At 68.4% G+C, this 25,817-nt stretch carries 26 protein-coding genes; 14 read left to right on the top strand and 12 right to left on the bottom strand.

Going from position 1 to position 25,817, the window contains the following annotated elements:
* The first annotated feature begins 27 nt into the window (after positions 1–27).
* Entirely contained in the window at positions 28–1,596 is a 1,569-nt protein-coding gene (gene lnt / locus AXZ95_RS10890; RefSeq protein ID WP_018191075.1) for an apolipoprotein N-acyltransferase, read from the top strand.
* 24 nt (positions 1,597–1,620) lie between these two features.
* On the opposite strand, the gene AXZ95_RS10885 is transcribed toward lnt, so the two are convergent.
* The 4 genes from AXZ95_RS10885 to AXZ95_RS10870 all read right to left on the bottom strand — a co-directional run bounded on the left by AXZ95_RS10885 (position 1,621) and on the right by AXZ95_RS10870 (position 4,364).
* A complete protein-coding gene (locus tag AXZ95_RS10885; protein WP_026307176.1) occupies positions 1,621–1,992 on the bottom strand; it encodes an RNA polymerase-binding protein RbpA in 372 nt (123 codons plus the stop codon).
* Between the two features lie 124 nt (positions 1,993–2,116).
* Positions 2,117–2,866: a glycerophosphodiester phosphodiesterase family protein gene (locus AXZ95_RS10880; RefSeq protein WP_018191073.1), complete on the bottom strand. Its 750-nt coding sequence runs from the start codon at positions 2,864–2,866 to the stop codon at positions 2,117–2,119.
* Entirely contained in the window at positions 2,863–3,858 is a 996-nt protein-coding gene (locus tag AXZ95_RS10875) for an SPFH domain-containing protein (RefSeq protein WP_018191072.1), read from the bottom strand. The genes AXZ95_RS10880 and AXZ95_RS10875 overlap by 4 nt, the downstream gene beginning before the upstream one ends.
* Complete coding sequence (locus tag AXZ95_RS10870; RefSeq protein WP_018191071.1) at positions 3,855–4,364, bottom strand: NfeD family protein; 510 nt, start codon at positions 4,362–4,364, stop codon at positions 3,855–3,857. Before AXZ95_RS10870 ends, AXZ95_RS10875 begins: the two co-directional genes overlap by 4 nt.
* A gap of 106 nt (positions 4,365–4,470) precedes the next feature.
* Between AXZ95_RS10870 and AXZ95_RS10865 the strand changes: the two genes are divergently transcribed.
* Positions 4,471–5,241 carry an SDR family oxidoreductase gene (locus tag AXZ95_RS10865; RefSeq protein WP_018191070.1) on the top strand — a complete coding sequence of 257 codons (771 nt, stop codon included), beginning with the start codon at positions 4,471–4,473 and terminating at the stop codon, positions 5,239–5,241.
* A complete protein-coding gene (locus AXZ95_RS10860; protein WP_018191069.1) occupies positions 5,238–7,232 on the top strand; it encodes a S9 family peptidase in 1,995 nt (664 codons plus the stop codon). The genes AXZ95_RS10865 and AXZ95_RS10860 overlap by 4 nt, the downstream gene beginning before the upstream one ends.
* A 50-nt stretch (positions 7,233–7,282) precedes the next feature.
* Here the strand turns inward: AXZ95_RS10860 and AXZ95_RS10855 are convergent, their stop codons facing one another.
* The 4 genes from AXZ95_RS10855 to AXZ95_RS10840 form a co-directional block, all read right to left on the bottom strand.
* Positions 7,283–9,763, bottom strand: coding sequence for a ricin-type beta-trefoil lectin domain protein (locus AXZ95_RS10855; protein WP_018191068.1), 2,481 nt, complete (start codon positions 9,761–9,763; stop codon positions 7,283–7,285).
* A 209-nt stretch (positions 9,764–9,972) separates the two neighbouring features.
* The gene (locus AXZ95_RS10850; protein ID WP_018191067.1) at positions 9,973–10,614 is read right to left on the bottom strand and encodes a DUF308 domain-containing protein; all 642 of its coding nucleotides are present in this window, start codon (positions 10,612–10,614) and stop codon (positions 9,973–9,975) included.
* Positions 10,615–10,777: 163 nt separating this feature from the next.
* The gene (locus AXZ95_RS10845; protein WP_018191066.1) at positions 10,778–11,503 is read right to left on the bottom strand and encodes an alpha/beta hydrolase; all 726 of its coding nucleotides are present in this window, start codon (positions 11,501–11,503) and stop codon (positions 10,778–10,780) included.
* 281 nt (positions 11,504–11,784) lie between these two features.
* A complete protein-coding gene (locus AXZ95_RS10840; RefSeq protein ID WP_018191065.1) occupies positions 11,785–12,096 on the bottom strand; it encodes a hypothetical protein in 312 nt (103 codons plus the stop codon).
* Positions 12,097–12,311: 215 nt separating this feature from the next.
* Between AXZ95_RS10840 and AXZ95_RS10835 the strand changes: the two genes are divergently transcribed.
* On the top strand, positions 12,312–12,668 hold the full coding sequence (locus AXZ95_RS10835) for a VOC family protein (RefSeq protein ID WP_018191064.1): 357 nt from the start codon (positions 12,312–12,314) through the stop codon (positions 12,666–12,668).
* A gap of 28 nt (positions 12,669–12,696) precedes the next feature.
* Here AXZ95_RS10835 and AXZ95_RS10830 read toward each other — a convergent pair whose 3' ends face one another.
* Positions 12,697–13,557: a helix-turn-helix transcriptional regulator gene (locus AXZ95_RS10830; protein ID WP_081626604.1), complete on the bottom strand. Its 861-nt coding sequence runs from the start codon at positions 13,555–13,557 to the stop codon at positions 12,697–12,699.
* Between the two features lie 87 nt (positions 13,558–13,644).
* Between AXZ95_RS10830 and AXZ95_RS10825 the strand changes: the two genes are divergently transcribed.
* Together AXZ95_RS10825 and AXZ95_RS10820 are read left to right on the top strand one after the other, a co-directional pair.
* Entirely contained in the window at positions 13,645–14,853 is a 1,209-nt protein-coding gene (locus AXZ95_RS10825; RefSeq protein WP_018191062.1) for an MFS transporter, read from the top strand.
* A gap of 13 nt (positions 14,854–14,866) precedes the next feature.
* Entirely contained in the window at positions 14,867–15,355 is a 489-nt protein-coding gene (locus AXZ95_RS10820) for a nuclear transport factor 2 family protein (protein ID WP_018191061.1), read from the top strand.
* A gap of 29 nt (positions 15,356–15,384) precedes the next feature.
* On the opposite strand, the gene AXZ95_RS10815 is transcribed toward AXZ95_RS10820, so the two are convergent.
* Positions 15,385–15,963, bottom strand: coding sequence for a TetR/AcrR family transcriptional regulator (locus AXZ95_RS10815; RefSeq protein WP_018191060.1), 579 nt, complete (start codon positions 15,961–15,963; stop codon positions 15,385–15,387).
* Positions 15,964–16,039: 76 nt separating this feature from the next.
* Here AXZ95_RS10815 and AXZ95_RS10810 point away from each other — a divergent pair, with 76 nt between their 5' ends.
* A complete protein-coding gene (locus AXZ95_RS10810) occupies positions 16,040–16,816 on the top strand; it encodes an SDR family oxidoreductase (RefSeq protein ID WP_018191059.1) in 777 nt (258 codons plus the stop codon).
* Positions 16,817–16,879: 63 nt separating this feature from the next.
* On the opposite strand, the gene AXZ95_RS10805 is transcribed toward AXZ95_RS10810, so the two are convergent.
* Positions 16,880–17,221, bottom strand: coding sequence for an EthD family reductase (locus AXZ95_RS10805; protein ID WP_018191058.1), 342 nt, complete (start codon positions 17,219–17,221; stop codon positions 16,880–16,882).
* A gap of 209 nt (positions 17,222–17,430) precedes the next feature.
* On the opposite strand from AXZ95_RS10805, the gene AXZ95_RS10800 reads away from it, so the two are divergent.
* From AXZ95_RS10800 to AXZ95_RS10785, 4 genes are read left to right on the top strand one after another with little or no spacing between them, the layout of a single operon-like run.
* Positions 17,431–17,841 (top strand): VOC family protein, encoded by a 411-nt coding sequence (locus tag AXZ95_RS10800; protein WP_018191057.1) that lies wholly within the window; start codon positions 17,431–17,433, stop codon positions 17,839–17,841.
* 17 nt (positions 17,842–17,858) lie between these two features.
* Entirely contained in the window at positions 17,859–18,446 is a 588-nt protein-coding gene (locus tag AXZ95_RS10795; RefSeq protein WP_081626603.1) for a TetR/AcrR family transcriptional regulator, read from the top strand.
* Between the two features lie 35 nt (positions 18,447–18,481).
* On the top strand, positions 18,482–19,402 hold the full coding sequence (locus tag AXZ95_RS10790) for an arginase family protein (protein ID WP_081626608.1): 921 nt from the start codon (positions 18,482–18,484) through the stop codon (positions 19,400–19,402).
* Positions 19,403–19,455: 53 nt separating this feature from the next.
* Entirely contained in the window at positions 19,456–20,391 is a 936-nt protein-coding gene (locus AXZ95_RS10785) for a trypsin-like peptidase domain-containing protein (protein WP_018191053.1), read from the top strand.
* A 59-nt stretch (positions 20,392–20,450) separates the two neighbouring features.
* Here the strand turns inward: AXZ95_RS10785 and AXZ95_RS10780 are convergent, their stop codons facing one another.
* A complete protein-coding gene (locus AXZ95_RS10780; protein WP_018191052.1) occupies positions 20,451–21,065 on the bottom strand; it encodes an N-acyl homoserine lactonase family protein in 615 nt (204 codons plus the stop codon).
* 148 nt (positions 21,066–21,213) lie between these two features.
* On the opposite strand from AXZ95_RS10780, the gene AXZ95_RS10775 reads away from it, so the two are divergent.
* The 3 genes from AXZ95_RS10775 (at position 21,214) to cls (ending at position 25,767) form a co-directional block, all read left to right on the top strand.
* The gene (locus tag AXZ95_RS10775) at positions 21,214–21,822 is read left to right on the top strand and encodes a dihydrofolate reductase family protein (protein WP_018191051.1); all 609 of its coding nucleotides are present in this window, start codon (positions 21,214–21,216) and stop codon (positions 21,820–21,822) included.
* 45 nt (positions 21,823–21,867) lie between these two features.
* On the top strand, positions 21,868–24,210 hold the full coding sequence (locus tag AXZ95_RS10770; protein WP_018191050.1) for a hypothetical protein: 2,343 nt from the start codon (positions 21,868–21,870) through the stop codon (positions 24,208–24,210).
* An 84-nt stretch (positions 24,211–24,294) separates the two neighbouring features.
* Entirely contained in the window at positions 24,295–25,767 is a 1,473-nt protein-coding gene (gene cls, locus AXZ95_RS10765; RefSeq protein ID WP_018191049.1) for a cardiolipin synthase, read from the top strand.
* Positions 25,768–25,817 lie beyond the last annotated feature (50 nt).

Genomic DNA, 25,817 nt, shown 5'->3' with positions numbered 1-25,817 from the left:
CACGCGGATGCTTTAGGCTCTCCCTTCGTGCAGACCGTCCCGCGAGCCCCCCTTCCGCTCTGGCTCGCGGTGCTGGTCGCCGCGGCCGCCGGCCCGGTGCTCGATGCGGGGTTCCCGGACAAGGACTGGTGGCCGCTGACGTTCGTCGGCATCGCGATGGTGCTGCTCGCGCAGCGCGGCCGCCGCGCAGGCTCGGCGTTCCTGGTCGGCTGGGTCGCGGGGGAGGCGTTCTACCTCGTCCACGTGTCGTGGACGGCGTTGTACCTGGGCCCGGTGCCCTGGGTGGCCCTCTCGACATTGGAGGCCCTGTTCTGGGGTGTCGGCGGCATCCTGATCACGCTCGCGTACCGGTGGGTGCCGCGGGCTTTCCCGACTCTACTCGGGCGGCTCGGACTGCTGCCGGTGATCGTGAGCGGCCTCTGGGTGCTGCGGGAGTTCGTGACCGGCACCTGGCCGTACGGCGGCTTCTCCTGGGGGCGCGTCGCCGAGTCGCAGTCCCTCAGCCCGCTCGCCCCGATGGTCGCGTGGATCGGGATCTCGGGTGTGAGCTTCGTGATGGTGTTGCTGGTGGCGTTCCTGCTGGAGCTACCCGGCGCGCTGGATGTGCGAACGGTGCAGCGATGGCTTCTGGCCGGAGCGGCGGTCGCCCTCGTGTTCGCGATCCCCGCCTGGCCCGCGACGACCAGCGGATCGACGCGGATCGCCGCCGTGCAGGGCAACGGACCGGCCGGGTACTTCGACAACGCCCCCGTCGGCGCGGTGTTCAACTCGCAGGTGGCGGAGACGTTGCGCATCCCGTCGTCGCAGGTGTCCGGCGCGAAGAAGGTCGACATGGTGGTCTGGCCGGAGGGGTCCGCCCTGCCGGACCCGACACGGGACCCCGACAATGCGGCGATCCTGGATGCGCTGAGCCGCAAGTTCGGAGCCCCGTTCGTCGTCGGGACGATCACCTCGCGTGACGACCGTCTCTACAACACCTCGCTGCAGTGGGAGGCGGGGAAAGGCGCCGTCGATTACTACGACAAGAAGCACCCCGTGCCGTTCGGGGAGTACGTTCCCGACCGCGCGTTCTGGCGTCCGTTCGCTCCGCAGCTCATCGACCTGATCGGTCGCGACTACACGCCAGGGACGCGGGACAACGTCTTCGACGTCGGCGGCGTGCGCGCCGGCATCTCCATCTGCTTCGACATCGTCGACGACCAGCTGCTGACGGACATGATGCGCGGGGGAGCGCAGGTGATCCTCGCCCAGACCAACAACGCGGACTTCGGCGAGACGGACGAGAACCAGCAGCAGCTCGCGATCGCCCGACTGCGCGCGATCGAGGCGGGACGGTCGCTTGTGAACATCTCGACGGTGGGCAGCAGCCAGATCATCGGGCCCGACGGTCGCACGATCAGCTCCATCCCGCCGTTCAAGCCCGGGCACATGGTCGCGGACGTCCCGCTCGGGACCACGACGACGCCTGCGACGCTGCTCAGCCGCGGGATCGAGTTCCTGGTCGCCGGCCTCGGGCTGTTCGGCTTGATCGTGGCGTTCACCGCCCGGCGCGGGCCCCTGCCGACGGCGAAAAGGCCGCTCCCACCGCGAGGGTGAGAACGGCCCGGTGGCCTGACGTGGTCAGGCGGTGTGCTTGTGCTCGCTCGTTCCGCGACGCGACCGCAGGTACTGCAGGCGCTCCTCGAGGAGTTCCTCGAGCTCGGCGCGGGTGCGGCGCTCCAGCAGCATGTCCCAGTGGCTGCGGGGGGTCTTGACGTCGGAGTGGTCGACCTCGACGGGGGTGTCGCCGATCAGCAGGCGCGCCTCCTGGCCGCAGTGCTTGCACTCCCAGGTCTCGGGGGCCTCGGCCTCGGCCGAGAACACGACGTCGGTCTCCTTGCCGCAGGTGAGGCAAAGATAGTTGTAACGGGAACGCGGAGAGTAGACGACGCCTTCTTCACTCTGTAGGCTTTGGGCGCCGATTCTCATGCCGCGCAAGCTTCGATCTGCCATTGTGTGGTCTCCTCTAGTGCGCGCGAATCCTCACAGTTATAAACGGTCAAGCTGGGGATTCTCTTTCCAGGAGAGCGTTTCTCCCAGTGCCCTCTCAGAGTCGGCAGCGCGAGGCCGCCGGTCGTCAGGTTCTTGACGCCACCACGGACTTCAGGATGTCGCAGCGGTCCGTGACGATGCCGTCGGCCCCGAGGTCGAGCAGCCGGACCATGTCGGCGGGATCGTTGACCGTCCACACGTGCACTTCGGCCCCGGCCGCGTGGATGCGCTCGACGGCCCGCCGTGTGACGATCCGCAACGGACCACGCCGCTCGGGAACCTGGACGGCGACGAAACCGCGCAGAGCCCGGCGGACCAGAGGGACGATCCCGAACCGGGCGCCGATCAGGGCGGGGAAGAACTCGGACACGGCGGGGGAGGAGGCGACCCCCGGGAGCGCGTCGGCGACGGCGCGTCTCCGCTCGCTCGAGAAGCTGGTGATGAGCACCCGCCCGGTCGCCCGGGCATCGCGGATGGCCGCCACCGCCGGTGCAGCTGCGCGCGCATCCTTCACGTCGATGTTGAAGCGCGCCTGCGGGAACGCATCAAGGGCCTCGGCGAGAGAGCAGAAGCCCTGCCCGTGACCCAGCTCGATGCGGCGCAGCTCGGTCATCGTCAGCTGCCCGACCTTCACGTTGCGCCCGGCGACCCGGGCGAGGTCCGGGTCGTGGGCGATCACGGCGACGCCGTCCGCCGATGCGTGGATGTCGGTCTCGAGGTGCGTCGCACCCGCCGAGAGGGCGCGGAGGAACGCCAGGAGCGTGTTCTCCGGCGCGTCGAGGGCGAGGCCGCGATGCGCGATGATGCGCGTCCCGGCTCCGTCGAGGAACGTCACGGCGCGGTCGGTGCCGCCGGCCCGGTCTCGGCTGCCGGAGCGACCGGCGGCACCGACCCGGCCGCGGCTCCCGTCGCCGGGGGCCGTGGCGCGCCGGTCGTCGGCCCGAAGGCCTGCCCGATGCCCTTGAGCGCCTCGGTCAGCTCGCTCGGGATGATCCAGAGCTTGTTGGCGGGACCCTCGGCGAGCTTCGGGAGCGTCTGGAGGTACTGGTAGGCGAGCAGGAGGTTGTCCGGGTTGCCCTGGTGGATCGCACCGAAGACCGTCGTGATCGCCTGCGCCTCGCCCTCGGCGCGGAGGACCGCCGCCTTCGCGTCGCCCTCCGCTTTGAGGATCGCGGCCTGCCGCAGTCCCTCGGCGTTGAGGATCTCGGACTGCTTCGTGCCCTCCGCCGTCAGGATCACAGCGCGCCGGTCACGTTCCGCGCGCATCTGCTTCTCCATCGAGTCCTGGATGGACGTGGGGGGATCGATCGCCTTGAGCTCGACGCGGGAGACGCGGATGCCCCACTTGCCGGTGGCCTCGTCGAGAACGAGGCGCAGCTGGCCGTTGATGTTGTCGCGGCTGGTCAGTGCCTCTTCGAGGTTCAGACCGCCGACGACGTTACGGAGCGTCGTCGTGGTCAGCTGCTCGACCGCGCCCAGATAGTTGGCGATCTCGTACGTCGCGGCGCGCGCATCCGTCACCTGGAAGTACACGACCGTGTCGATCGAGACGACCAGGTTGTCTTCGGTGATGACCGGCTGCGGCGGGAACGAGACGACCTGCTCGCGCATGTCGATCAGCGGCCGCACCTTGTCGATGAAGGGCACGACCACGTTGAGCCCGGGCATCAACGTCTTGTGGTACCGGCCGAGCCTCTCCACGACACCGGCGCGCGCCTGGGGGATGATGCGGATCGCGCGGAACAGCGTGACCAGCACGAAGATCGCGATGATCAGGACGATGATGCTGACCACGATGGTCAGGATCAGCTGGCTCGGATCGTTCACGGAGTGATCCTCTCGGTGAGGCCGTCGGTACCTGCGGAGACCGGTGCGGGAGCGACGACGGCGGTCGCACCCTCGATCGAGACCACGATCACATGCTCCCCGGGCACGAGCTCCCCACGGTCGCCGCCGGTAAAGGCGCTGTCCGCGAGGCGCGAGGTCCAGGTCTCGCCGACCTGCAGCTTCACGAGCCCCGTCGTGCGGGTGACGGTCGAGACGACGACGCCGCCCATCCCGATCAGCCGGTCGATGTTGCTCTTCGCCGGGTCGCCCCCGCGCTTCAGCGCGCGGAGCAGCGGAGGCCGGATGAAGAAGATGAGGACGACGGAGAGGATCGCAGCGATGATCAGCTGGAGCCACCAGGGTGCTCCGAACAGGCCGGAGACGAGGCCGCCGAGGCTGCCGATGGCGATCATCAGGAAGACGAAGTCGAGCGTCAGCATCTCGATGATCACGAAGATCAGGATGAGGACGAGCCAGACGATCCAGGCGAAGGACGTGATGTCCATGACGTCCCCCTTTCACTGCTTTCTCCGACCGTATCAGGTGCGGCCCACGCCGATTCCACCCCACTTGGTAGTCTCAGGATGCAGACATCGACGCCGAGGAGTTTTCGTGGCAAACCCCCTTTCACCTGGTTCGCTGACGGGCAAGCGCGCCCTCGTCACCGGCTCGTCGCGCGGGATCGGCGCCGACACCGCGCAGTACCTCGCCGAGGCGGGGGCGCGTGTCGTCATCAACTACCGCAACAAGGAGGCGCGGGCCCAGAAGCTCGTCGACTCCATCGTCGAGCAGGGCGGGACGGCCATCGCGGTCGGTGCCGACCTGACCGACCCGGACTCCGTCGAGGCCATGTTCCGGACGGTCGCCGAGGCGTGGGGCGGCCTCGACATCCTCGTGCTCAATGCCTCCGGCGGCATGGAGTCCGGCATGGCCGAGGATTACGCCATGCAGCTCAACCGCGACGCGCAGGTGAACACGCTCACCGCGGCCCTCCCGCTTCTGGGCGAGGGTTCGCGCGTCGTCTTCGTCACCAGCCACCAGGCGCACTTCATCCGGACGACGCCGACCATGCCCGAGTACGAGGCCGTTGCGCTGAGCAAGCGGGCGGGGGAGGATGCGCTGCGCGCGCTGCTCCCGTCGCTCACCGAGAAGGGCGTCGAGTTCGTCGTCGTCTCCGGCGACATGATCGAGGGCACCATCACGGCGACCCTGCTCAACCGTCTCAACCCGGGCGCCATCGACGCGCGCAAGGAGGCGGCCGGCCGCCTCTACAACGTCAGCGAGTTCGCGGCCGAGGTCGCCGCGGCCGTCGTCGACCCCATTCCCGCCGACCACACGCGCCTCGTCGGCGACGTGTCCAGCTTCACGCCGGTCGTCGAGTGAAGCCCGCCGACCTCGGTCTGCTGACCGGCGTCTCGACGCCCACCGTCCACCCCGGCGGCGCGAAGGCCGTCGTGTCGGTGACCCGCCCATCCCTGGAGGCGGACGCCACGGTCGGGCAGCTGTGGAGCATCCCGCTCACCGGTCACGCCGCTCCGCGCCTGCTGACGCGCGGGTTCCGCGACACGGCGCCGCGATTCTCGCCCGACGGACGCCTGCTGGCGTTCCTCCGTGCCGAGCCGAAGAAGGCGCCGCAGCTGTTCGTCGTCGACGCCGCCGGCGGCGAGCCGGTCGCCGTCACCGACCGCACCCTCGGCGTGTCCGAGTTCGTCTGGTCGCCCGACGCGCGGACGCTCGCCTTCGTCAGCCGTGTGCCCGAGCAGGGCCGCTACGGCACGGTCGAGGGCATCGACCCGAACGGGGAGCCCGCCCGCCGGATCGACACCCTGAAATATCAGGCGAACGGCCTCGGCTACGTCACCGATCGGCGTGCCCACGTCTTCACCGTGCCGGTGCCGGACGTGTGGGCTGCGCCCATCCCGGACCCCGCGCCGAAACCAGACGGGTCGACCGACCCGGCGCCGTCGGTCACCGAGCCGCGCCAGCTGACCGACGGTCCGTGGGACGACGGCGCGATCTCGTTCTCGCCGGACGGCCGGAGCATCGCCTTCATCTCCGAACGGCACGCCAGCCGCGACCTCGACCTCCGGTCGAACGTGTTCCTCGTTCCGGTCGACGGGGGAGAGGCGCGCGACCTGACCGGCGCGCACGGGTCGTACAGCGTGATCGCCGCGCACTACGCCGGCGGTGGCGCCCTGTTCTTCACCGCGCAGGACGTCGGCCAGACCGGGCGCGACTTCGTCGCCAAGAACGCCGCGCTCTACGTGATCGACGCCGCGGGCTCGGAGCCGCGCCGGCTCACCGACCCGGAGTCGGTCGACTTCACCGAGTCCGAGATCGCGCCGCGAGCCGACGACTCGGTGCTCCTCGTCGACCGCAGCCGCGGAGCGCTCGTCCTGACCGAGGTGAACGCGGCGGGGGAGAGCCGGCGTCTCACCGACGACCACACGGTCGTGGGCGGTGCGGATGCGGCGGGCGAGACGATCGTCGTCTCCTTCGCCGACGCGCGGACGACCGGAGACGTCGCCGTCGTCGAGGGTACCGGTCTGCGCCGCCTGACCGACTTCTCGGCTCCGCTGCGCTCGACGGGCATCATCGAGCCGCGCGAGCTCACGGTCACCGGCCGCGACGGCTATCCCGTGCACGGCTGGGTGCTGGTCCCCGAGGGCGAAGGGCCGCATCCCGTGCTGCTCAACATCCACGGCGGGCCGTTCGCCTCGTACACGCACGCGCTGTTCGACGAGGCGCAGGTGTATGCCGCGGCCGGCTACGCGGTCGTCATGTCGAACCCGCGCGGTTCCGCGGGGTACGGCCAGGAGCACGGCCGGGTCATCCGTCAGCGGATGGGCACGGTAGACCTCACGGACGTGCTCGACTTTCTCGACGGCGCGATCGCCGAGGTCCCGGGCCTCGACGCGCAGCGCGTCGGGATCATGGGCGGGTCTTACGGCGGCTACCTCACGGCCTGGACGATCGCGCACGATCACCGTTTCGCTGCGTCGATCGTGGAGCGCGGATTCCTCGACCCGGACGCGTTCGTCGGGACCAGCGACATCGGCAGCTTCTTCGGCGACGAGTACACCGGGACGGACCCGGAGCTGATGCGGTCGCAGAGTCCGCAGGCCGTGGTCGATCAGGTGCGCACGCCGACGCTCGTGCTGCACTCATCCCATGACCTGCGCTGCCCGCTCGGGCAGGCCGAGCGCTACTACACGGCGCTCAAGCGCAGGGGAGTGGAGACGGAGCTCGTCATCTTCCCGGGCGAAGACCATGAGCTGAGCCGGAGCGGGCGCCCGCGCCACCGCCAGGAACGCTTCGACATCATCCTCGACTGGTGGGCGCAGCACCTCCCGAGCCGCAGCAACCACCGCTGAGCATCACGCTGATGGCCCCGACCGAGATTTCGGTCGGGGCCATCAGCGTGTCATCGACGCGTGGTGACACTCACCTCACTCAGTGAGAGGGGGTTGATGCCGTTCAGTTGGACGCGGACGTACCGGTGCGTGCCGCCCGGCGCCCACGCGACATTCTGCCCGTTGGTGGCGGTGACGCGGGTAGAGACGACACCGGGCGAAGCTGCGATCTCGGCCGGAGTCCCCGTGGTCGGAAACGGCGTAGCGGAGGCCATGATCCAGAAGTCGGCCAACCGGTCGCCGCAGCAGTCGGTGCGGTTATGCAGGGTGACCGTATCCACCGGGACTGCCGTCCCGAGGTCGACCTGCCACCAGGCGCCCTGCTGCGACTGCGTGTGCGTTACCGAGCCGTTGCCGTAGACGCCGTCCGGATTTCCATCGATCGCCTTCGCGGCAACCGCAGTGTCGAAGGTCGATGACTGGGACGCGATCCCGAACATCGCCGCGTTGGCCGGGACCCGGGTCACCGTCACGTCGGGCTCGGGCGCCGGCGGGTTGGGTACCGCACGCCACTGCTGATTGGTGCCGCCGTTGCAGGGGTACGTGATCACGGCCGTGCCTTCTCCGGCGGAGACGTTCGCCGCATCCAGACACTCGCCGGTGTACTGACTCTGTATCGTCCAGGCGCCCGTCGGCGTGACGGTCGGCCCCCAGCGGTAACTGGAGTCGGCTCCGTTGCAAGCTTCGTCCAGAACCGCCTGCTGCGTCTTGGCCTTCCACCGAAGGCAGGTCCCGGTGTCGAGGTTCCGCAGCAGGCCGCCACCGGTGCCCGGGACGTCCGCGAACGCCCATCTCGCCTTCGTGGCTGAAAAGTCCCTGGTGATGGCGCTTCGCACGCGGGGGTCGCTATCGCCCGCTGGTGCAGCGGCTGTTCCGATTCCAGCGCCCTTCGTGTCGGCGACCGACAGGAGCGACATCACACCCTTCCGGAGCTGGTCCGGTACGGCCCAGGCCTCGTTGGAGGACGTCCCGCACGAGTACAGGATGAGGGGTGAACCGTCGCCAGTCGCCCCTCCCGCGACGTTCAGGCACGTGCCGGTGGCCGTGTTGCGAATGGTGCCGTTGGCCGGCAGCGTCCAGGTCTGCGCCGCAGAAGCCGAGCAGGTCGCGATTGATACCGTGCCGCCGGAGCCCTGGGCGCAGAGTTCATGCGATTCGAGTTGCTTGTCATCGACGGTCTGATCGATGGTGGATCGGTACACGCCGAGGGCGTAGCCGCCGTTCACCGGACGCAGATCCCACTTCTGCTCAGCGGAGGCGTCGCAACCGCGCAGTGACAGTCCCGCTCCGATGGCCCTCGATCCGCCGGTCACCGTCACGCACCGCTGCGACCCCCACCCCACGATGCGATCGCCCGGCGCGGTCGCGTCCGGTAGGGAACGCTTCGTCCTGGTCGCCGTGGACGGCGCGATGGTGAGGCTCGTCGTGTCGTGCCCCCAGGTGCCGCAGGTCATCATGCGTGCGGCCCAGGGCCAGTCCAGCGAGAGTTGTGAGATGCCGCCGAGGCAGGTCCCGCTCACCTTGTTAATCAGCTGCCTGCCCTCCCAGCCGGGGAAGTCCATAGAGCCGATTGCCCACTTCGTCTCGTCGCCGGTGCAGTAGGCCATGTGGACCTTAGTGCCCCGCCGCTTCAGACACAGGCCGGATCCGCTGTTCACGACCCAGCCCCAGTTGTCTCGATCCGGTACGAAGGTCCAGTCGGAATAGCCCTGCGTGTCGGTGGTCCCGAAGTCCACGGGGCTCGCCCACCCCGAGCCGTAGGCGGTGGACGAGACGAGGCTTGTGTTGGAGTCGTAACCGAAGCGTCCGATGCGGGATTGTGCCGGAAACCCCGGTGTGGCGTTCGGCTTCCACCGGGCGAGCACGCCGGCGATGTCATCCGGATACGGTCCGAACTGATTCGAGCATTGCCAGAACTCCGAGATATCCGCCGTCATGACCGTCGAGCAGGCGAACTGGTAGGAGTTGTGCGCGAGACCGAGAAGATGACCGAACTCGTGCGTGAACACGTTCTGACGAAGGCGCTCGGTGGAGCCGGCGAGCTTTCCTCTCACGATCGTGAGGGTTCCGTTGGTCGGGCCCCGGTCCGATGAGCACACTGTCGACATAGCGGCGAGCACATCCGGTGTCTCAGGCTCATCCTGAACGGCGATGACGTTGACGGGAATCGTTCCCGCCGGCACCGGACGATTGACGGCGCGGAAGCTGATGCCCGTCACTCCCGCCCACGCGTTCCAGGCAGCGATCGAGGCGCGCAGAGACGGTCCGTACGCGGCCGGCACGTCGTCCATCTCCACGGCGATCGTCGCGGTGGACGGGTACGGGGAGCAGTCGTGTGCCTTGCCTTCCCAGGCGTCGGCCGGGGCCGCCGTGGTGCCCGTTGAGACGAGGAACGACCCGACGACGGCCGCCGCCGTCGCGAGGGCGAGGATGATTCGGCGTTTACGCCGAGAACGAGAATCCGAGCTGTGCCGACGGGTGCGAGAGTGCATTGCTCCCCTGAGATCGAGTGGACGAGTCGTTCTCGACGATAACGGGGATAGGAATAACGGGACAGCAGTATATATACCAGTGCAACGCCGTCATTTGTTGCGTGCTCGCGCCTGGGGGACCCCGCTGGCGCCACATTCGTGCCGAATGTGCGTTTTGGCTCTGCCTTTCCGCACATTCGGCACGAATCTGGCCGCTAGATCGTATACGATCAGGCGACGCGCGGCGTAGCGGCAGGGGAGTCGGTCGCCTTCAGCACCTCGCGTCCGAAGGTGAACGCTCGGACGATCCCGATCACGCCCAGGACGATCAGCGAGAACGCCGCGAAGAACAGCAGGAACACCGCGGACGACGCGGGCAGCACCAGCACGACGATTCCGGCGATGATGCTCAGGATGCCGAACGCGATGGCCCAGCCGGACGATGCGGCGCGTCCGGCTTCGGCCAGCGCCATGACGCCGTCGATGATCCAGCCGACGCCGATGAAGGCGATGGCGAAGATCACCAGCGTGACCGCTGCGGCCGAGACGTTCTTCAGTGCGACGATGCCGGCGAAAATGAGCAGGACTCCGAGAACGATGTTGAGCGCTCGGGAGCCGCCGCGCATCCCGCGGCTGAAGATGCCGATCCCGAGGCGCATGATCCCGGCGACCAGGAAGTAGATCCCGAGGAAGATCGCCAGCACCGACAGCGTCTTCTCGGGCCAGAACAGCAGGACGATGCCCAGGATCAGCGCGACGGCGCCGCTGATGCCCAGCGCCGTGCGGATGGCGTTGATGGCCCCACGGGTCATGTTCCGGGCATCCAGCGAGAACTCGTGCAGCATCGGGTCGGTCGGATCTGTAGCGCTCATGACGTCATCCCTTCGAGAGCGGCGGCCGCTTCACAGGCGGTTCGTTGCTGACACTAGCGCGCCGCATGCGTGCTGTCAGGAGTCGGGATGTGCCGTGTCGTCGTGGGATATCGTTACGCTGATAATGCACATTATGTCAGATAGAGGACGGCGCAGCGCCTGGTCAGCCCTGCGCACCGCCACTACCGGCCACGGCACGTTCGATGACATCCACGACGTCCTGCGGGTTGGTCTGCATGACCAGGTGCGGCGCCTTCAGTTCAATGACGTCGGCGATGCCGGCCCGGGTGTAGCCGAACCGTTCGACGTCGGGGTTGATGGTGTGGTCATCAGCCGAGACGATCCCCCACGCCGGCTTGGTCTTCCACGCGGCCGCGGACGCCTCTTCGGCGAACACGGATGCAGCCAGCGGTCGCTGCGAGACAGCGAGGACCTCGCTGACACGCGGGTCGAGGCCCGCGGCGAAGATGTGCGGGAACGCGTCGATCTTCACGGAGACGTCGGAGCCGTCCTCTTGGCCCGGAATGGGGAACGGCGTGAAGACGAGGTTTGCGATGAGCTCCGAATCGGGGAATCCTCCCTGCAGCTTCGAGATCGTCTCTCCGGTATCGAGAGCGTAGCCGGAGACGTAGACGAGCCCGACGACGTTGGCCGCCTCACCCGCGATCGTGATGACCGCTCCCCCGTACGAATGTCCGGCGAGCAGGACAGGTCCGTCGATGTGCTCGACGAGAGCCCGCAGGGATGCGGCGTCGGCAGCGAGGCTCCGCATGTACAAAGGTGGTGCGATCACGGTGTGGCCTCGATCGAGCAGAATACGGGTGACGGGCGCCCAGCTGGCGGCGTCGGCGAACGCTCCGTGGACGAGGACGATCGTTGGTGACGGCATGACATTCTCCTATCGCTCTGTGGTTGGTCAGCAGGTTGGCCTGCGATTGGTCGGCAGGCTAGCCTCGGCCAATCCTGGGCGGCAAGCGAATTCTTGCTGAACCGTCCATCTCGGGGATCGGCGAGCTGGAGCGAGATAAAAGAGAGGGAGAGAACTTGCCGTCCCAGAAGGGTTCGCCGTGGTCAAGGGCGCGTAGCCGGTGCGTCCTCGATGCGAATATCGGAGAACACGAGCTGCCGAAGCCACTCCGGACAACGCGCACCCTCACTCCCCCTTACGACTCAGTCGCCTCTCTCGTGCTTGACGGCGAGGAGGTCGACGGTGTTCAGCTCAGGGTCCTTCGCCAGCAGATTCGGACCCACCTCGCCGAGTGCCTGTGGGATCGCGCCGCTCAGGTGCGCTTGCCGCGCATCCTCATCGCTGAAGGTATCGAAGATGCCGAAATGGGTGTCGTCGATCTGGAAGGCGTACCAGGTGCGGGTTCCCGGCTCCTGGTCCACCACGGCTTTGCCCCCGATCAGGAACTCCTTCACTTCCGCCGCCTTGTCGGGCTTCGCTTCGAGCAGCGCCAGTACACCGAGCGTGAGTTCCATGAGATTCTCCTATCGGGTCGGGACGTCCCGACATCCGACATCGGAGGCGTCACGCCGGACGGTACCCCTCGGCGGCCGCGGCGGCCATTGCTCGCTCGTCGCGACGCAACGCACCACTCCCCCGCCATTCCTGGTGGTGGTGCTGCTCACACTGGTATCAGCGGCACTGGACTCTGATCTTCCCTGCGGGTGAGGCCCCTCCTAGCCTCGTTGCCATGACCGCAATCATCGACACCGTGATGTCCCGCATGGAGGTCACCGACCTCGATGCGGCGCTGCCCGCCTACGAGACGCTCGCCGGCCCCGGCGACGTTCGCCGACTGGAGTTTCCTCAGTTCCGCATGGCGATCGTCGGCCCCTTCATGCTCATCGAGGGGACGCCGGAGCAGCTCGCTCCCTACCGCCGAGCTGCGACGATCATGGCCTCTGACCACGAGGCGGCCGTCGCCGCATTCACGGACGCAGGCGGTCGCGTTCTGGATGGCCCGACGCCGTCTGCCGGCGGAATGCGCACCATCGTTGCAGACCGCGATGGGAACCCGTTCGAGGTGTTCACGCCCGCGTCATCCTGAGCACGCGCCAGTCGCAACGGCATCAGGTTCAGCCGGCGTCGAGTTCGTGGACGCCACCATACGGAACGAAGCGGCTCCCGAGCTTCTCGGCCGTCTCCTCGTCGGCCGGAAGGAACACCAGCATGGCGAGATCGTTCTGCTCGGCGACGTCGAGCTTGACGTAGTCGAGGTGCAGGACTCCGAGGCGATCGTGGCGCAGCTGTTTGCGGGCGGGCTCGAACCGCCGCGCCTGCTGTTCGCGCCAGAGTTCCGCGAAGCGGGGGCTCGCCCCGATCAGGACATCACGCAGTTCTCCCCCGCGTGGGTCCTGGGGGTGCTGGGCGAGGTTGATCCGGAACTGACCCACCAGTTGGCGCGCCTCGGCCTCCCAGTCCACGAACAAATTCCACGACCGCTTCTGGGTGAAGGTGAGCCAGAGGATGTTGCGCTCTGCGACAGGACGTTCGTCGTACCCGCCGAGGAGCTCCGCGTACATGTCGTTGCAGGCCAGGACGTCCCACCACACGTTCGTGACGTAGGCCGGGTTCGGTTGCATGGTCTGCACGAGCCGTCGCAGTGCGTCATTCACCTGGGGAGGCTCCGGCGCCGCCGTCGGCAATGCCAGGCCGGCGAGAGTGAACAGCATGTCCCGGTCGTCTCGGCCGAGGCGGAGCGCGCGGGCGAGCGCTTCGATGACCTGCCGGCTCACCCCGATCTCCCGCGCCTGCTCCAACCAGGTGTACCAGGTCACGCTCACGCCGGAGAGCTGCGCGAGCTCCTCCCGCCGCAATCCGGGCGTCCGCCGTCGAGGGCCTCGAGGAAGGCCCACCGAGACGGGGTCTGTGGCTTCCCTGCGGGCGCGGAGAAAGGATGCGAGTTCATGGCGTTGGATCACATCGGACAATGTCATCACTCCTGACGGCGGGAAGCCTGGTGGCATTCATACCAGCATAATCACCATCTGTACCAGGATAAATAGCCGCAGCACCATGATGGCATGACCATTCACACCACCTCTCAGATCAGCTCCCCCGAGCAGAGCCTGCGGCCGGATCACTGGGTCTTTCCCGTCGCCCTGTTGGCCGTCGGCACCTTCGCTATCGGAACCGACTCCTTCGTCTTGGCCGGGATCCTGCCCCAGCTGGCCAGCGGGCTTCACATCTCCGAAGGCGCGGCCGGCCAGGTCGTCACCTCTTTCGCGATCACCTACGCCATCGCCGCGCCGTTCCTTTCGGTGCTCACTCACCGGGTGCCACGGAAAGCCTTGATAGCGATTGGCCTCGCCGTGTTCGTCGTGATGAACGCCGCCGGCGCGTTCGCCCCCACCTTCGCGGTTCTTCTCGTCACGCGCGTTCTGTGCGCACTGGGGGCTGCCAGCTTCACGCCCACTGCGAACGCGGTCTCGACGGTTCTCGCCGGACCGGCGGCCCGCGGTCGCGCCCTCTCGATCACTCTCGGCGGTATCGCTCTGGGCACGGTGTTCGGTGTGCCTGTGGGAACAGCCATCGGACAGCAGCTCGGCTGGCAGGCCAGCCTGCTGTTCGTCGCCGCAGTCGGCCTGGTAGCGCTCATCGCCCTGTCCGTCGTCCTCCCCCACCTCGCCGGCGAGGCGGTCGTTCCCCTCCGCCGGCGTTTCGGCGTGATGGGAGACCCGCGGGTCATCCTGGTCGTCCTGGTGACGGCGGTCGCCACCGGATCCGGCATCCTCGTGTACACCTACATCGCTCCGATCGTGCACACCATCGCCGGGATCTCCGGTGGAACACTCGCGATCGCCTTGCTGATCTGGGGCGTCGGAGGCGCCGTCGGCGCCTTCGGATGCGGATGGTTCACCGACCGGATCGGCGCGGGGCCGACCTCCGCCCTCGGGATCGCCGTGCTCGCGGCGGCGCTGGCCGTCATCGCGTTCGCCGGCTCACCTGTCGTGGTGCTGATCGCGATGTTCTTCGGTGGAGTGGGCAGCTGGGCGTTCGTGGCCCCGAACAACCACATGCTCACCGGCCTCCACCCGACCATGGCGAGCGTCGTGATCTCCTTCAACTCGACGGGCACGTACGTCGGTCAAGCTGCTGGTGCTGCGGTGGGCGGCGTTCTGCTCGTGAGCGGCCTCGGCGCCACGCCCACCGTGCTCATCGCGGTCGCCGGACTGGTCGTCGCCGCCATCCTCGCGCTTGCAGCGTGGCGCGCTACCCGGGTACGCGGCTGAGGGGGTGGACGATATGGCACGCATCACGGACGCGGCAGACCCCGCCGCCCTTCAATACGTCCTCGACCGTCTCGCGATTCAGGATCTGATCGTCCGATACGCCTTCGGCCAGGACCTTCACGAAAACGGGGATAACGAGGTCCAGCAGCAGTGGGATGTCGTCTTCTCCCCCGACGCTGTCCTCGACTACCGCGCGGGCGGCGCAGCCGCAGACATCGACTACCGCACACTGATCGCCACGATGCGCGGGCCGGGAGGCACGATGTCGGGGCTCGAGAACTGGCAGCACTTCCAGGGCTTCGCCGCCGTCGACATCGACGGCGACACCGCCACCGCACGCACCCAGCACCTGCACACCCACTCCGGAATGACGGACGGCGCGGGATGGAACCTCATGCAGACGGGATTCTTCGTCGACCGCCTCGAGCGCCGCCCTGAAGGATGGCGCATCGTCCACCGGACCCTCGAGATCCTGTGGATGCAGACCTTTCCCGCTCTCTAGCCGACCGACGCCGGCTCGCACGCCCGTCCTCAGCGCGTTGATCGCGCCGAGGCGGGCGTGCGGGTCCCGTCGATCAGCACACCCAGCCACGGATGCGCCTCAGCCCCGCGGCGCAGCCCTTCGGGAAGGCCGGCGACGACGGCCAGGAGATCGTTCGCCGTGATGTCCTCGCGAACCATGCCGGCCCCTTGGGCATCCTCGAGGATCCTGGCCGTCTCTTCCTTCATGGGGCCGCATGCGGTGGCGATCACCGACGCGTCGTCGCCGAGGGCCTCGACGAGCACGCTCCTCAGGCCGCGGTAGCCCGCGGGCATGCGATCGAACTCGGCCAACCATGCTTCGTAGGCCTGCATCGGTTCCAGCTCGGCACGGAGATGCGCAGCTCGGTCGGCCAGGTCTGCGAATGTCGCGGCGAGCAGAGCGGCGAGCAGATGCTCCCGCGTGGGAAAGTGCCGGTACAACGTGCCCTTGCCGACCCCGGCGACGCGGGCCACTTCTTCGAGAGGCAGCGCCGTGCCGGTCGACGCGAACACCTGCGCACCAGCCTCCAGAAGGCGTTTGACGTTCCGTTCGGCGTCGGCTCGTCGCGGTCTCTCCGTCGTCGTCATGACCCTCCTTGCAAAACGGACGCGCCGTCCATATTGTTAATCGGACGTAGCGTCCAGTTTACGCATAGGGGAGAACATGACAGACCGCCTCACGGGAAAGACCGCCCTCGTCACGGGTGCGACAAGCAACATCGGCGCCGCGATCGCCGAACGATTCGCCGCGGAGGGAGCCACCGTCGTCGTTTCGGGGCGTTCCGCCGAGCGTGGCCAAGCGGTGGTCGACCGCATCATCGCAGCGGGCGGGCGCGGCAGCTTCGTCGCTGCCGACCTCGACGGGACCAAGCGTGCATCGGAGCTCCTCGCCGACCAGGCGCGGGAGGCGCTCGGCGGCCGCGTCGACATCCTCGTGAACAACGCGGGCGTCTTCCCCGGCGGCCCCACTCCCGCCATCACCGAGGAGACGGCCGACCTGGTCTACGCCGTCAACGTCAAGGCACCGTTCTTTCTCGTTGCCGCCTTGGCCCCGGCGATGGTCGAGCGCGGAACGGGGAAAATCATCAACATGGGTTCCTGGGGTGCGCGGCTGGGTATCGCCGGCTCGGCGCTCTACACCTCCTCCAAGGGGGCGATCGAGTCGCTGACCCGCGCGTGGGCCGCGGAGTTCGGGCCCGCCGGTGTCAACGTGAACGCCATCTCCCCCGGGGTGATCCGGGAGACGGAACCCGAGCCCGGAGAGCGCGGTGAGACGCTCATGTGGGGCACGCCTGTCGGTGCGAGCGGCCGTCCGGACGTGATCGCGGCTGCTGCCGTGTACCTGGCAAGCGACGAGTCGGATTTCGTCCACGGATCGGTCCTGGACATCGACGGTGGGCGGACCGGCGTCGCCGTCCGCGGAGCCGCCCCCGCGGCCTGACGGGTTGGGCGGCCCGCCCGGCAGCGTTGCCGGGCAGTCCGCCCTGTCACCGATGGGTCGGTGTCATGACGGCGTCACGGTGCGTTCCACCCGGACCGAGTGGATCCCTACCGTGGTCGGGCGCATGAAGTTCTCCCGCGCCCGATGCGCGCGTCGATACGCCTCGGTGTCGAGGGCCTGTGCCATCGCCTCGGCGGAATCGAAGGTGATCTCGACGACCGCATCGATCGGGTCCTCGGATCCGTCGTTGAACTGATCGACGACGTAATGCTGGCGATACGACTGCACCTGCGGCATCCGCGTGTACGTGGGTCCGTACTCGAGCTCCATGAAGTGACGGAACTCCCCGGTGCTGACAGTAGGCAGCTTTCGGATCAGGGTGATCAAGCGCAGCGGCTCAGACATGAGCGTCCGCCTTCCGGGAGGTGAGGTCGTCGGCGATGGATGAGTTGTCATGGGGTGCTGTGGTCACCTGACTGATGTTCGCAGCGTTCCGACACGTCATCCTGGTGCCGGTTGCACCACGCTGACGGCGTATCGCACGTTGACCGGGCCGGGTCCACGAGTTAGGTTAACGAGGTTTACCTGATCAACTGCGTTTACCAAGGAGTCTCATGACCCAGCACGACCACGTCGGTCTTTCCGTAGCGGACCTCGATGCGCAGAGAGCCTTCTACGCGGCGGCCCTCGGCCTCAGCGAGGTCGAGGAAGAATTCTCCATGCCCGAGGCCGGAGTCCGGTCGACGATCATCCGCTCCCCGCAAGGGCTCAAGCTCGAGCTCATCGAGCGAGTCGACTCAAGCCCCCAGCGATTCGCCGACCCGTACGACGGAGCCGGAACTCAGGGATATTTCCACTGGGCCATCGCTGTGGACGATCTCCAGACCACATTCGACGCGGTGCTTTCTGCCGGCGCTGACATCGTCAGCCCTCCGGCCGACGCTGTCCGACCGGGCCAGCGCTTCGCATACGTGCGCGACCCCGAGGGCAACCTGCTCGAACTCATTCAACCCGCTCGGCCCTAAGCGATACGGTCACTGACATGACCGCCACGCCTCGCCCCGTCGGGCACCACCACGGCGACCTCCGCAACGCGCTCGAGGAAGCCGCCCTCGAACTGGTTGCCGAGCGCGGAGCGAACGGTTTCAGCCTCAGCGAGGCCAGTCGTCGCGCCGGTGTCACGAAGGCCGCGCCCTACCGTCATTACGCCGATCGAGAGGATCTGCTGGCATCGCTCGTTCTGCGCTGCTACCGAATGCAGGAACAACGGTTCGGCGCCGCGATGGAGTCCGCCTCCGATCCCGCAGACGCCCTCGCAGCCTTCGCCAGGGCGTACGTCCAATTCGCTGCGGACGAGAGCGCACTGTTTCAACTCACCTTCGGCGGGTCGATCCGAAAACACGACCACCCGGATGTCCAAGAGGCAGGCGACAGACTGCTCCACACACTCACGGAGAGGCCCCGGGCCCTCGGCCTTGAGGCCGAACGCTCACTGGACCTCGTCCGTAACGTCGCGGCCAGCTCCCACGGGTTCGCCGTGTTCCACCTCGAGGGCGTGATCCCGGACCTTTCCTCCGCACTCGATGTGGCGGAGGTCGCCGCCCGGCACTTAGCGAGCGATGTGTCCTGACGCCGCTGCCGTCGGGCACTCGTAAAGTGGTGGCGGTGATCACGATCGTCTCTGCTCCCACCAACCTGGGACTCCGTCCCCCGCAGCCTGGAAGCGTTCCCGGAGCGGCGAAGGCGCCGGAAGCCTTGCGCGAGGCCGGGATGTACGACCGGCTCTCCTCGACGGGTGCGCGGGACGGCGGTGTGGTGCTGCCCGGCCGATACGTGGACGACGACGCGACGCGCGCACCGGGCCGCATCCGGAATCACGATCAGCTCGTCGATCACACCGGGCGTCTCGCGGAGCGGATCGAGGACGTCTGGGACGCCGGGCGCACTCCGCTCGTGCTCGGCGGCGACTGCAGTGTGCTCCTGGCCGCCGGGGTGGCGACCGCTCGGCGCGGACGCGCGGGACTGATCCACATCGATGGTCACACCGACTTCCGTCACCCCGGCAACAGCGACGCGTGCGCCAGCTTGGCGGGAGAAGACCTCGCAGCAGTCGTCGGCCTGCACTACAGCGAACTCGCCGACCTCGGGGGCCTCTCCCCCTACGTCGAACCCCGCCGCGCCGCTCACTTCGGTCACCGTGCGAACGATGAGCACGCTGCGGAAGCGCGCGAGCGGCTGGGCGAGGTCGTGCCCGCGGCGGCGCTCACCGATTCAGGGGTCGGGGCGGTGAGCGAGCGGTTGCGGCGCGCGGCGGGCCCGGACTACTGGCTGCAGGTCGACGTGGATGTGTTCGACCCGTCGATCATGCCGGCGGTCGACAGCCCGGACGAGGGCGGGATCACCGCATCCCAGCTCACCGACCTTCTGCGAGCTCTCGCGCCGGATGCCGTCGGCGCCTCTGTGACCGTGTTCGACCCGGATCTCGACCCGCACGGAGACTATGCCCGCCTCCTCGTCGATGTCCTGGTGCCCGGCTTCTCATCGCTCGGCGCTCGCAGCAGGCGCCCCGGGAACGGGGATCGGTAAGCCGCTGGCGAACGCTCCCCCGGGCGCAGGTTCTGGGCGCGCACACTCGTTGCATGTCGAATGCCGATGCCGATGCCGATGCACTGGACGCGTACTCCACTGTGGTCGTGCGCGTCGCCGCCGCCGTGAGCCCGGCGGTCGCCGCCGTGACCGCGCGCACCGCCCGAGGTGTGGGCCTCGGAAGTGCCACGGTCGTCTCTGCCGATGGGCACCTCCTGACCAGCGCGCACGTCGTGGAGAGCGCGACGAGCGTCGATCTGGCGTTCGGGGACGGAACCCGCGTGCGGGCGCGGGTCGTGGGCAGGGACCCACTCTCGGACCTCGCGATCCTGAAGGCCGACGAACCCACGCCGCCACCGGTGGAGTTGGGCGACGCCGCCGCGCTTCAGGTGGGCCAGCTCGTCGTCGCTGTCGGCAACCCGTTCGGTCTGGCGGGAAGCGTGACAGCCGGGATCGTGTCGGCGCTCGGTCGCTCACTGCCGACCCGGGCCGGCCGGGTGGTCGACGAGGTCATCCAGACCGATGCCGCCCTCAACCCCGGCAACAGCGGCGGAGCGCTCGCCGACAGTTCTGCCCGCATGATCGGTGTGAACACCGCCGTCGCGGGCACCGGCCTGGGGCTCGCCGTGCCCGTGAACGCCACGAGCAGACACATCATGGAGACCCTCATGCGCGAGGGACGCGTGCGCCGCGGCTGGCTGGGCATCGCCGGTGCGGAGATCGCGTTGCAGGATGCGGTCGCGCGGAAGGCCGGCGCACGGACCGGCATCCAGGTCATGACCGTCGTGCCGAGCAGCCCGGCCGACCTCGCGGGTATCCGACCCGGCGACGTGCTGATCTCCCTCGACCGGACGCCGATCCACTCGGTGGCAGACCTGCAGCGCCTGATGATCGCGAGCACCATCGGGCGTCGCCTCGAGCTGACCGTCTGGCGCAACGGCGCCCTCGTCGACGCGGTCGTCGAGCCCACTGAGCTCGCCGACGCGTGATCGTCGATTCGTCGCGTCTGGCGGCACCGGGCTGCCGAGGCTAGGAGCTCACTCGCACGCTACGCGGACCAGGGCTCCGCAGCGTGCGCGAGCCACACCTGCTGCGGCTCGAGCGAGCGGATGAGACGCTGGCCCTCAGTCTCCGGCGCGTCGAGTTCGCCGAACCACACGGCGGTGTCGCCGGCGATGACGATGGGCCGCTCCTCCGTCTCCACCACCACGATCTGCGAGCCGCGGGTGTGCCCGGGCGCCGGGACCAACCGGATGCCGGGCAGCAGCTCGAGTTCTCCGTCGACCGGCGTGTACTCGACGCCGGGCGCATCCACCCATTCCCGGATCGTGTAATCGTCCTGGGTGCGCGCGTCGTCGAGTTCGGCCCGCTGCACATAGATCGGGCGGCCCGTGAAGAGGTGGTTGCCGCCGCAGTGGTCGAAGTGCAGGTGCGTGTTGACGACCGCGGTGATGCTGTCGAGGTCGACGTCCGCGTGCTCGCTCAGAGGCTCCAGCTGCGGGTCCATGTCGGCGACAGCAGGATGCAGCGCGGTGAGCCCGGTGTCGACCAGGATGCGGCCGTCGGGGTGATCGATGAGGTGGACGAATACCGGAAGCCGCTCGTCCTCCCCCACGAGAAGGCTCGCGACGCGGACAGGAGTGACGGTGACGGACGTTGTCATGCGGTCACAGTACCGGCAATGGGCACAAAAAATGCGAGGAATATCACCTCGCATTTCCAGAATATATCAGGCCAGGGGGCTTGCCACAAGAGTCCCCTCCCCCGGCAGACTGCTCTCTCGGCCGATTCCAGCAGAAGGGCACAGCACCGTGAGCATCGTCGTCGCCAGTCAGACCATCACCGCCGACGGGTACGCCGCCGGCATCAACCAGACCGAGGAGCGCCCCTTCGGTGAGGACGGCGGAGACGGATGGGGTGACCGGCTCCACGCGTGGATGTTCGACCAGGGCGACGAGAACCGGGCGGAGGTCGAGCAGATGGCCGGCGCCCGCGCGCACATCATGGGCCGGAACATGTTCGGGCCGGTTCGCGGCGAATGGGATCGCGACTGGAACGGGTGGTGGGGCGACGATCCACCCTTCCACGGTCCCGTCTTCGTGCTCACCCACCACGCGCGCGAGCCGCAGCGGATGGAGGGTGGCACCACTTATCACTTCGTCACCGACGGCATCGAGTCGGCATTGGCGCAGGCGCGGGAGGCCGCGGGTGACGGCGAGATCTCCATCCAGGGCGGCGCGGACACGATCAATCAGTATCTCGCGGCTGGGCTGGTCGACGAGCTGCGGCTGCACATCGTCCCGTTCACTCTCGGTGCCGGCGCCCGCCTGTTCGACGGGGTGCCTCCGCTGAACCTGGAACAGGTCTCCGTGCGAGCGGCGAGCACGGTCATCCACGTCACCTACCGGGTACTGCGCTGATCCCCTGACGCTTCCCTCCCCCGTTTCTCCACTGATTGGACCGCGATGACCCTTGCCCTCCCGACCCCGTTCGCCCTCGACGCCCATCCCGCCAAGGCCGCGCCCGAGCTGATCGACGACGACGTGCGCCACTTCGCCCGGATCGAGGCGCGCCTGGCGGCCGAGCGCGAGGAGGTCGATGGTCGCCTCGCGGTGCTGCTGGCGACACCCGGCGGGAACGGGCAGGAGGCGTACGAGCGGGAGGTGGAGATCGTCCGGCTGAACCGGCGCGCACGGTTGCTGGGCCGGTTCGGGGCCGACCTCTGCATCGGGCGGGTGGTCACCGGCGCGGGAACGGTCTACATCGGTCGCGCCGGGTTGGCGGACGCCGACGGCGACCGGTTGCTGGTCGACTGGCGCACCCCGGCGGCCGAGCCGTTCTTCGGCGCCACGCTCGCGCATCCGATGGGGCTCACCTCCCGGCGCCGCTATCGCTGGACCGACCGCCGCGTGACGGACTACTGGGACGAGGCCTTCACCGAGGCGGCCGCCTCCTCCCCGGCCGCGCTCGACGACCAGTCCGCGTTCATCGCCAGCCTCGGCGCGAGCCGGACTCCGCGGATGCGGGATGTGCTGGGCACCATCCAAGCGGACCAGGATGCGATCATCCGCGCCGACGGCCAGGGCGCCCTCGTGGTCGACGGCGGACCGGGCACGGGGAAGACGGTGGTGGCGCTGCACCGCGCCGCCTACCTCCTGTACTCCGACCCGCGGCTGCAGACCGGGCACGGCGGCGTGCTCTTCGTCGGACCGTCCCACGCCTACACCGACTACGTCGCCGACATCCTGCCGGGCCTCGGCGAGGAGGGCGTGCGCACCTGCACCCTCACCGACCTCGTGCCGCAGGGTGGAGAAGCCGTGCCCGAGCCGGACCGCCGTGTCGCGCTGCTCAAGGGCGACGGCCGGATGCCCGGGGCCGTCGAAGCCGCGGTCCGGCTCTCCGAGCGCCCGCCGTCGCGTCCGACCGTGCTCGACACCCCCTGGGGCGAGCTCCGCATCGGCCAGAGGGAGTGGGCCGAGGCGCTCGCCGCGGCAGACCCGGCCACACCGCACAACGACGCTCGGGCGGAGATCCGGGAGGCGCTGCTCGACATCCTGGTCGATATCGTCTCGACGCGGAACGGCGAGACCGACGCAGTGCGTCACGGCCGGTGGAGCGGCGAAGGGTGGGGCGACGCGGGATGGGATGACGGGGACTGGGATGACGCAGCGTCCTCTCGTGACGACGACGCCCCACGCTGGGGGTTCGACGACGAGGAGGAGTTCGACGCCTATGGGCTGGCCGGTGGAAGGACGGACGCCGACGCGATCCGGCGCACGCTGACCGACGATACTGACCTGCCGGCGGTGTTCGACACGGTCTGGCCGCTCCTCGACCCGGCCGCGATCGTCCGCAGGCTGTGGAGCTCCCCCGCTTTGCTGCTTCGCTGCGCGCCGTGGCTGACCACCGATCAAGCCGCGCTGCTCCAGAGAGCGCCGTCCGACCCGTGGACGCTGTCCGACCTCCCGTTGCTCGATGCGGCTCTGCAGCGCGCGGGAGACCCCGAGCGGGATCGCCGCCGCCGCGCGGAAGCGGCGCGAGCGGCCGCCGATAAGGCCGTGATGGACGATGTCATCCACGACCTCATCGCGACAGACGACTCCGACCTCAAGACGATGTCGATGCTGCGAGGGCAGGACCTCCGTGCAGCGCTTGACACGTACACCGGCCCGGCCGCGTCCTTCACCGAGCAGCCCGCCGGCCCGTTCGCCCACATCATCGTGGACGAGGCGCAGGAGCTGACGCCGGCCGAGTGGGCGATGGTCATCCGCCGCGTTCCGTCGCACAGTCTGACGGTCGTCGGCGATCGCGCGCAAGCCCGGCACGGTTTCCCGGAGAGTTGGATCGAGCGGCTCGCCGACGTCGGGCTGCCGGGTGCGACGGTGGCGACGCTGTCCGTCAACTACCGGACACCGGTCGCCGTCATGGAGCAGGCCGCGCCCGTGATCCGCGCCGTCCTGCCCGACGCCAACGTGCCGACGTCGATCCGGGACAACGGCATCCCGGTGCGGCATGCTCAGGCTTCCGACCGCGACCGCATCCTCCGCGACTGGCTCGACGCCCATGCCGAGGGCACCGCCTGCGTCATCGGCGACGATGCTTTCACGGGCATGCCGCGCGTCCGCTCGCTCAGCGCCGTCGAGGCCAAGGGACTCGAGTTCGACCTCGTGCTCCTCGCGGCGCCCGGCACACGTCAGGACGGTGCCGCGCTCGATCGCGCGGGCGACATCGAGTCGGCGGTCGACCGCTACGTGGCCATGACCCGGACGACCGGCGAACTCGTCATCCTCGACCCGTCCGACTACTGACTTCCCGCCCCGCTCCCCCGCTGCGATACTTCGGACGACCATCCGCCCGGCCGCTGCGCCGGCACGGATCAGGAAGGCGGCCGCATGAACGGTGATCAGCTCTCGTTGCTCGGCGGCATCCTGATCCTCGCCGACCTCGCCATCCGTATCGCGGCCCTCATCATCGTGCCGCGCGACCGCAAGCCGACTGCTGCCATGGCGTGGCTTCTGGCGATCTTCCTCATCCCGTTCATCGGCATCCTGCTGTTCCTGCTCATCGGCAATCCGCGTCTGCCGAAGAAGCGACGGGAAAAGCAGGATGAGCTGAACCGCATCATCACGGACCGAGCGCAGGGCATCGAACTCGTCGACGGGCGCGGCTCCTGGCCGGACTGGTTCGCGTCGCTCGTGCGGCAGAACCATGAGCTCGGCGCCCTCCCCGCGGTGGGCGGTAACGCAGCCACGCTGATCGGGGACTACCGCGCGTCGATCGACGCGATGACAGCGGACATCGAGACCGCAACCCGTTTCGTGCACGTCGAGTTCTTCATCGTGTCGTGGGATGCGACCACGAAGCCGTTCTTCGCGGCGATGGAGCGCGCGGTGCAGCGGGGCGTGACAGTCCGTCTCCTCGCCGACTACGTCGCCTCCCGCCGCGCGGTCGACAGCGACAAGACGTTCGCCGAACTCGACCGGATCGGCGTGAAGTGGAGCTGGATGCTCCCGGTCCGCCCGTTCTCCGGCGAGTACCAGCGTCCGGATCTGCGCAATCATCGCAAGCTCGTCGTCGTCGACGGCCTCGTGGCCCACATGGGGTCGCAGAACCTCATCGACCGCAGCTACAACACCCCAAAGAACCTGAAGCGCGGGCTGCAATGGCAGGAGCTGATGACGCGGATCACCGGCCCGGTCGTCGCCGAGACCAACGCCGTGTTCCTCTCCGACTGGTACCTCGAGACGGGCGAACTGCTGGGCGCCGACGCACAGGTGAGGGCCGTGGATGTGCCCGCCGACCCGTCCCCCGACGCGCTCGTCTGCCAGGTGGTTCCGAGCGGACCGGGATACGGCGAGGAGAACAACCTGCGCCAGTTCCTGACCCTGGTCACGTCGGCGCAGCGGAAGGTCATCATCACGAGCCCGTACTTCGTGCCGGACGAGGCGATGATGTACGCCATCACGACGGCCTGTCAGCGGGGTCTGGAGGTGCAGCTCTTCGTCTCCGAGGTCGGCGACCAGGGCGCTGTCTGGCACGCACAACGGTCGTACTACGAGCCGCTGCTGCGCGCGGGCGTGCAGATCTGGCTGTACCCGGCGCCGTACATCCTGCACTCGAAACACCTCTCGATCGACGACGACGTCGCCGTGATCGGGTCGAGCAACATGGACATCCGTTCGTTCGCGCTGAACTCGGAGGTGACCCTGCTCGTGCACGGCCGCTCGTTCGTCGATCAGATGCGCGCGGTCGAGCAGGGCTATCGCGATGCGGGCAGGCAGCTGACGCTCGAGGAGTGGAAGCGGGAGCCGAAGTCGGCCACCTTCCTCGACGGGGTCGCCCGGCTCACCTCCGCGCTGCAGTAAGTGGGTGATGTCCCGGCGCAGGGAGAAACGAGTCGCTTGACAACCGTGCG

It is taken from the genome of Leifsonia sp. 115AMFTsu3.1, assembly GCF_004362795.1.
GTDB lineage: Bacteria > Actinomycetota > Actinomycetes > Actinomycetales > Microbacteriaceae > Leifsonia.
This window is presented reverse-complemented; position numbering and strand designations above follow the sequence as displayed.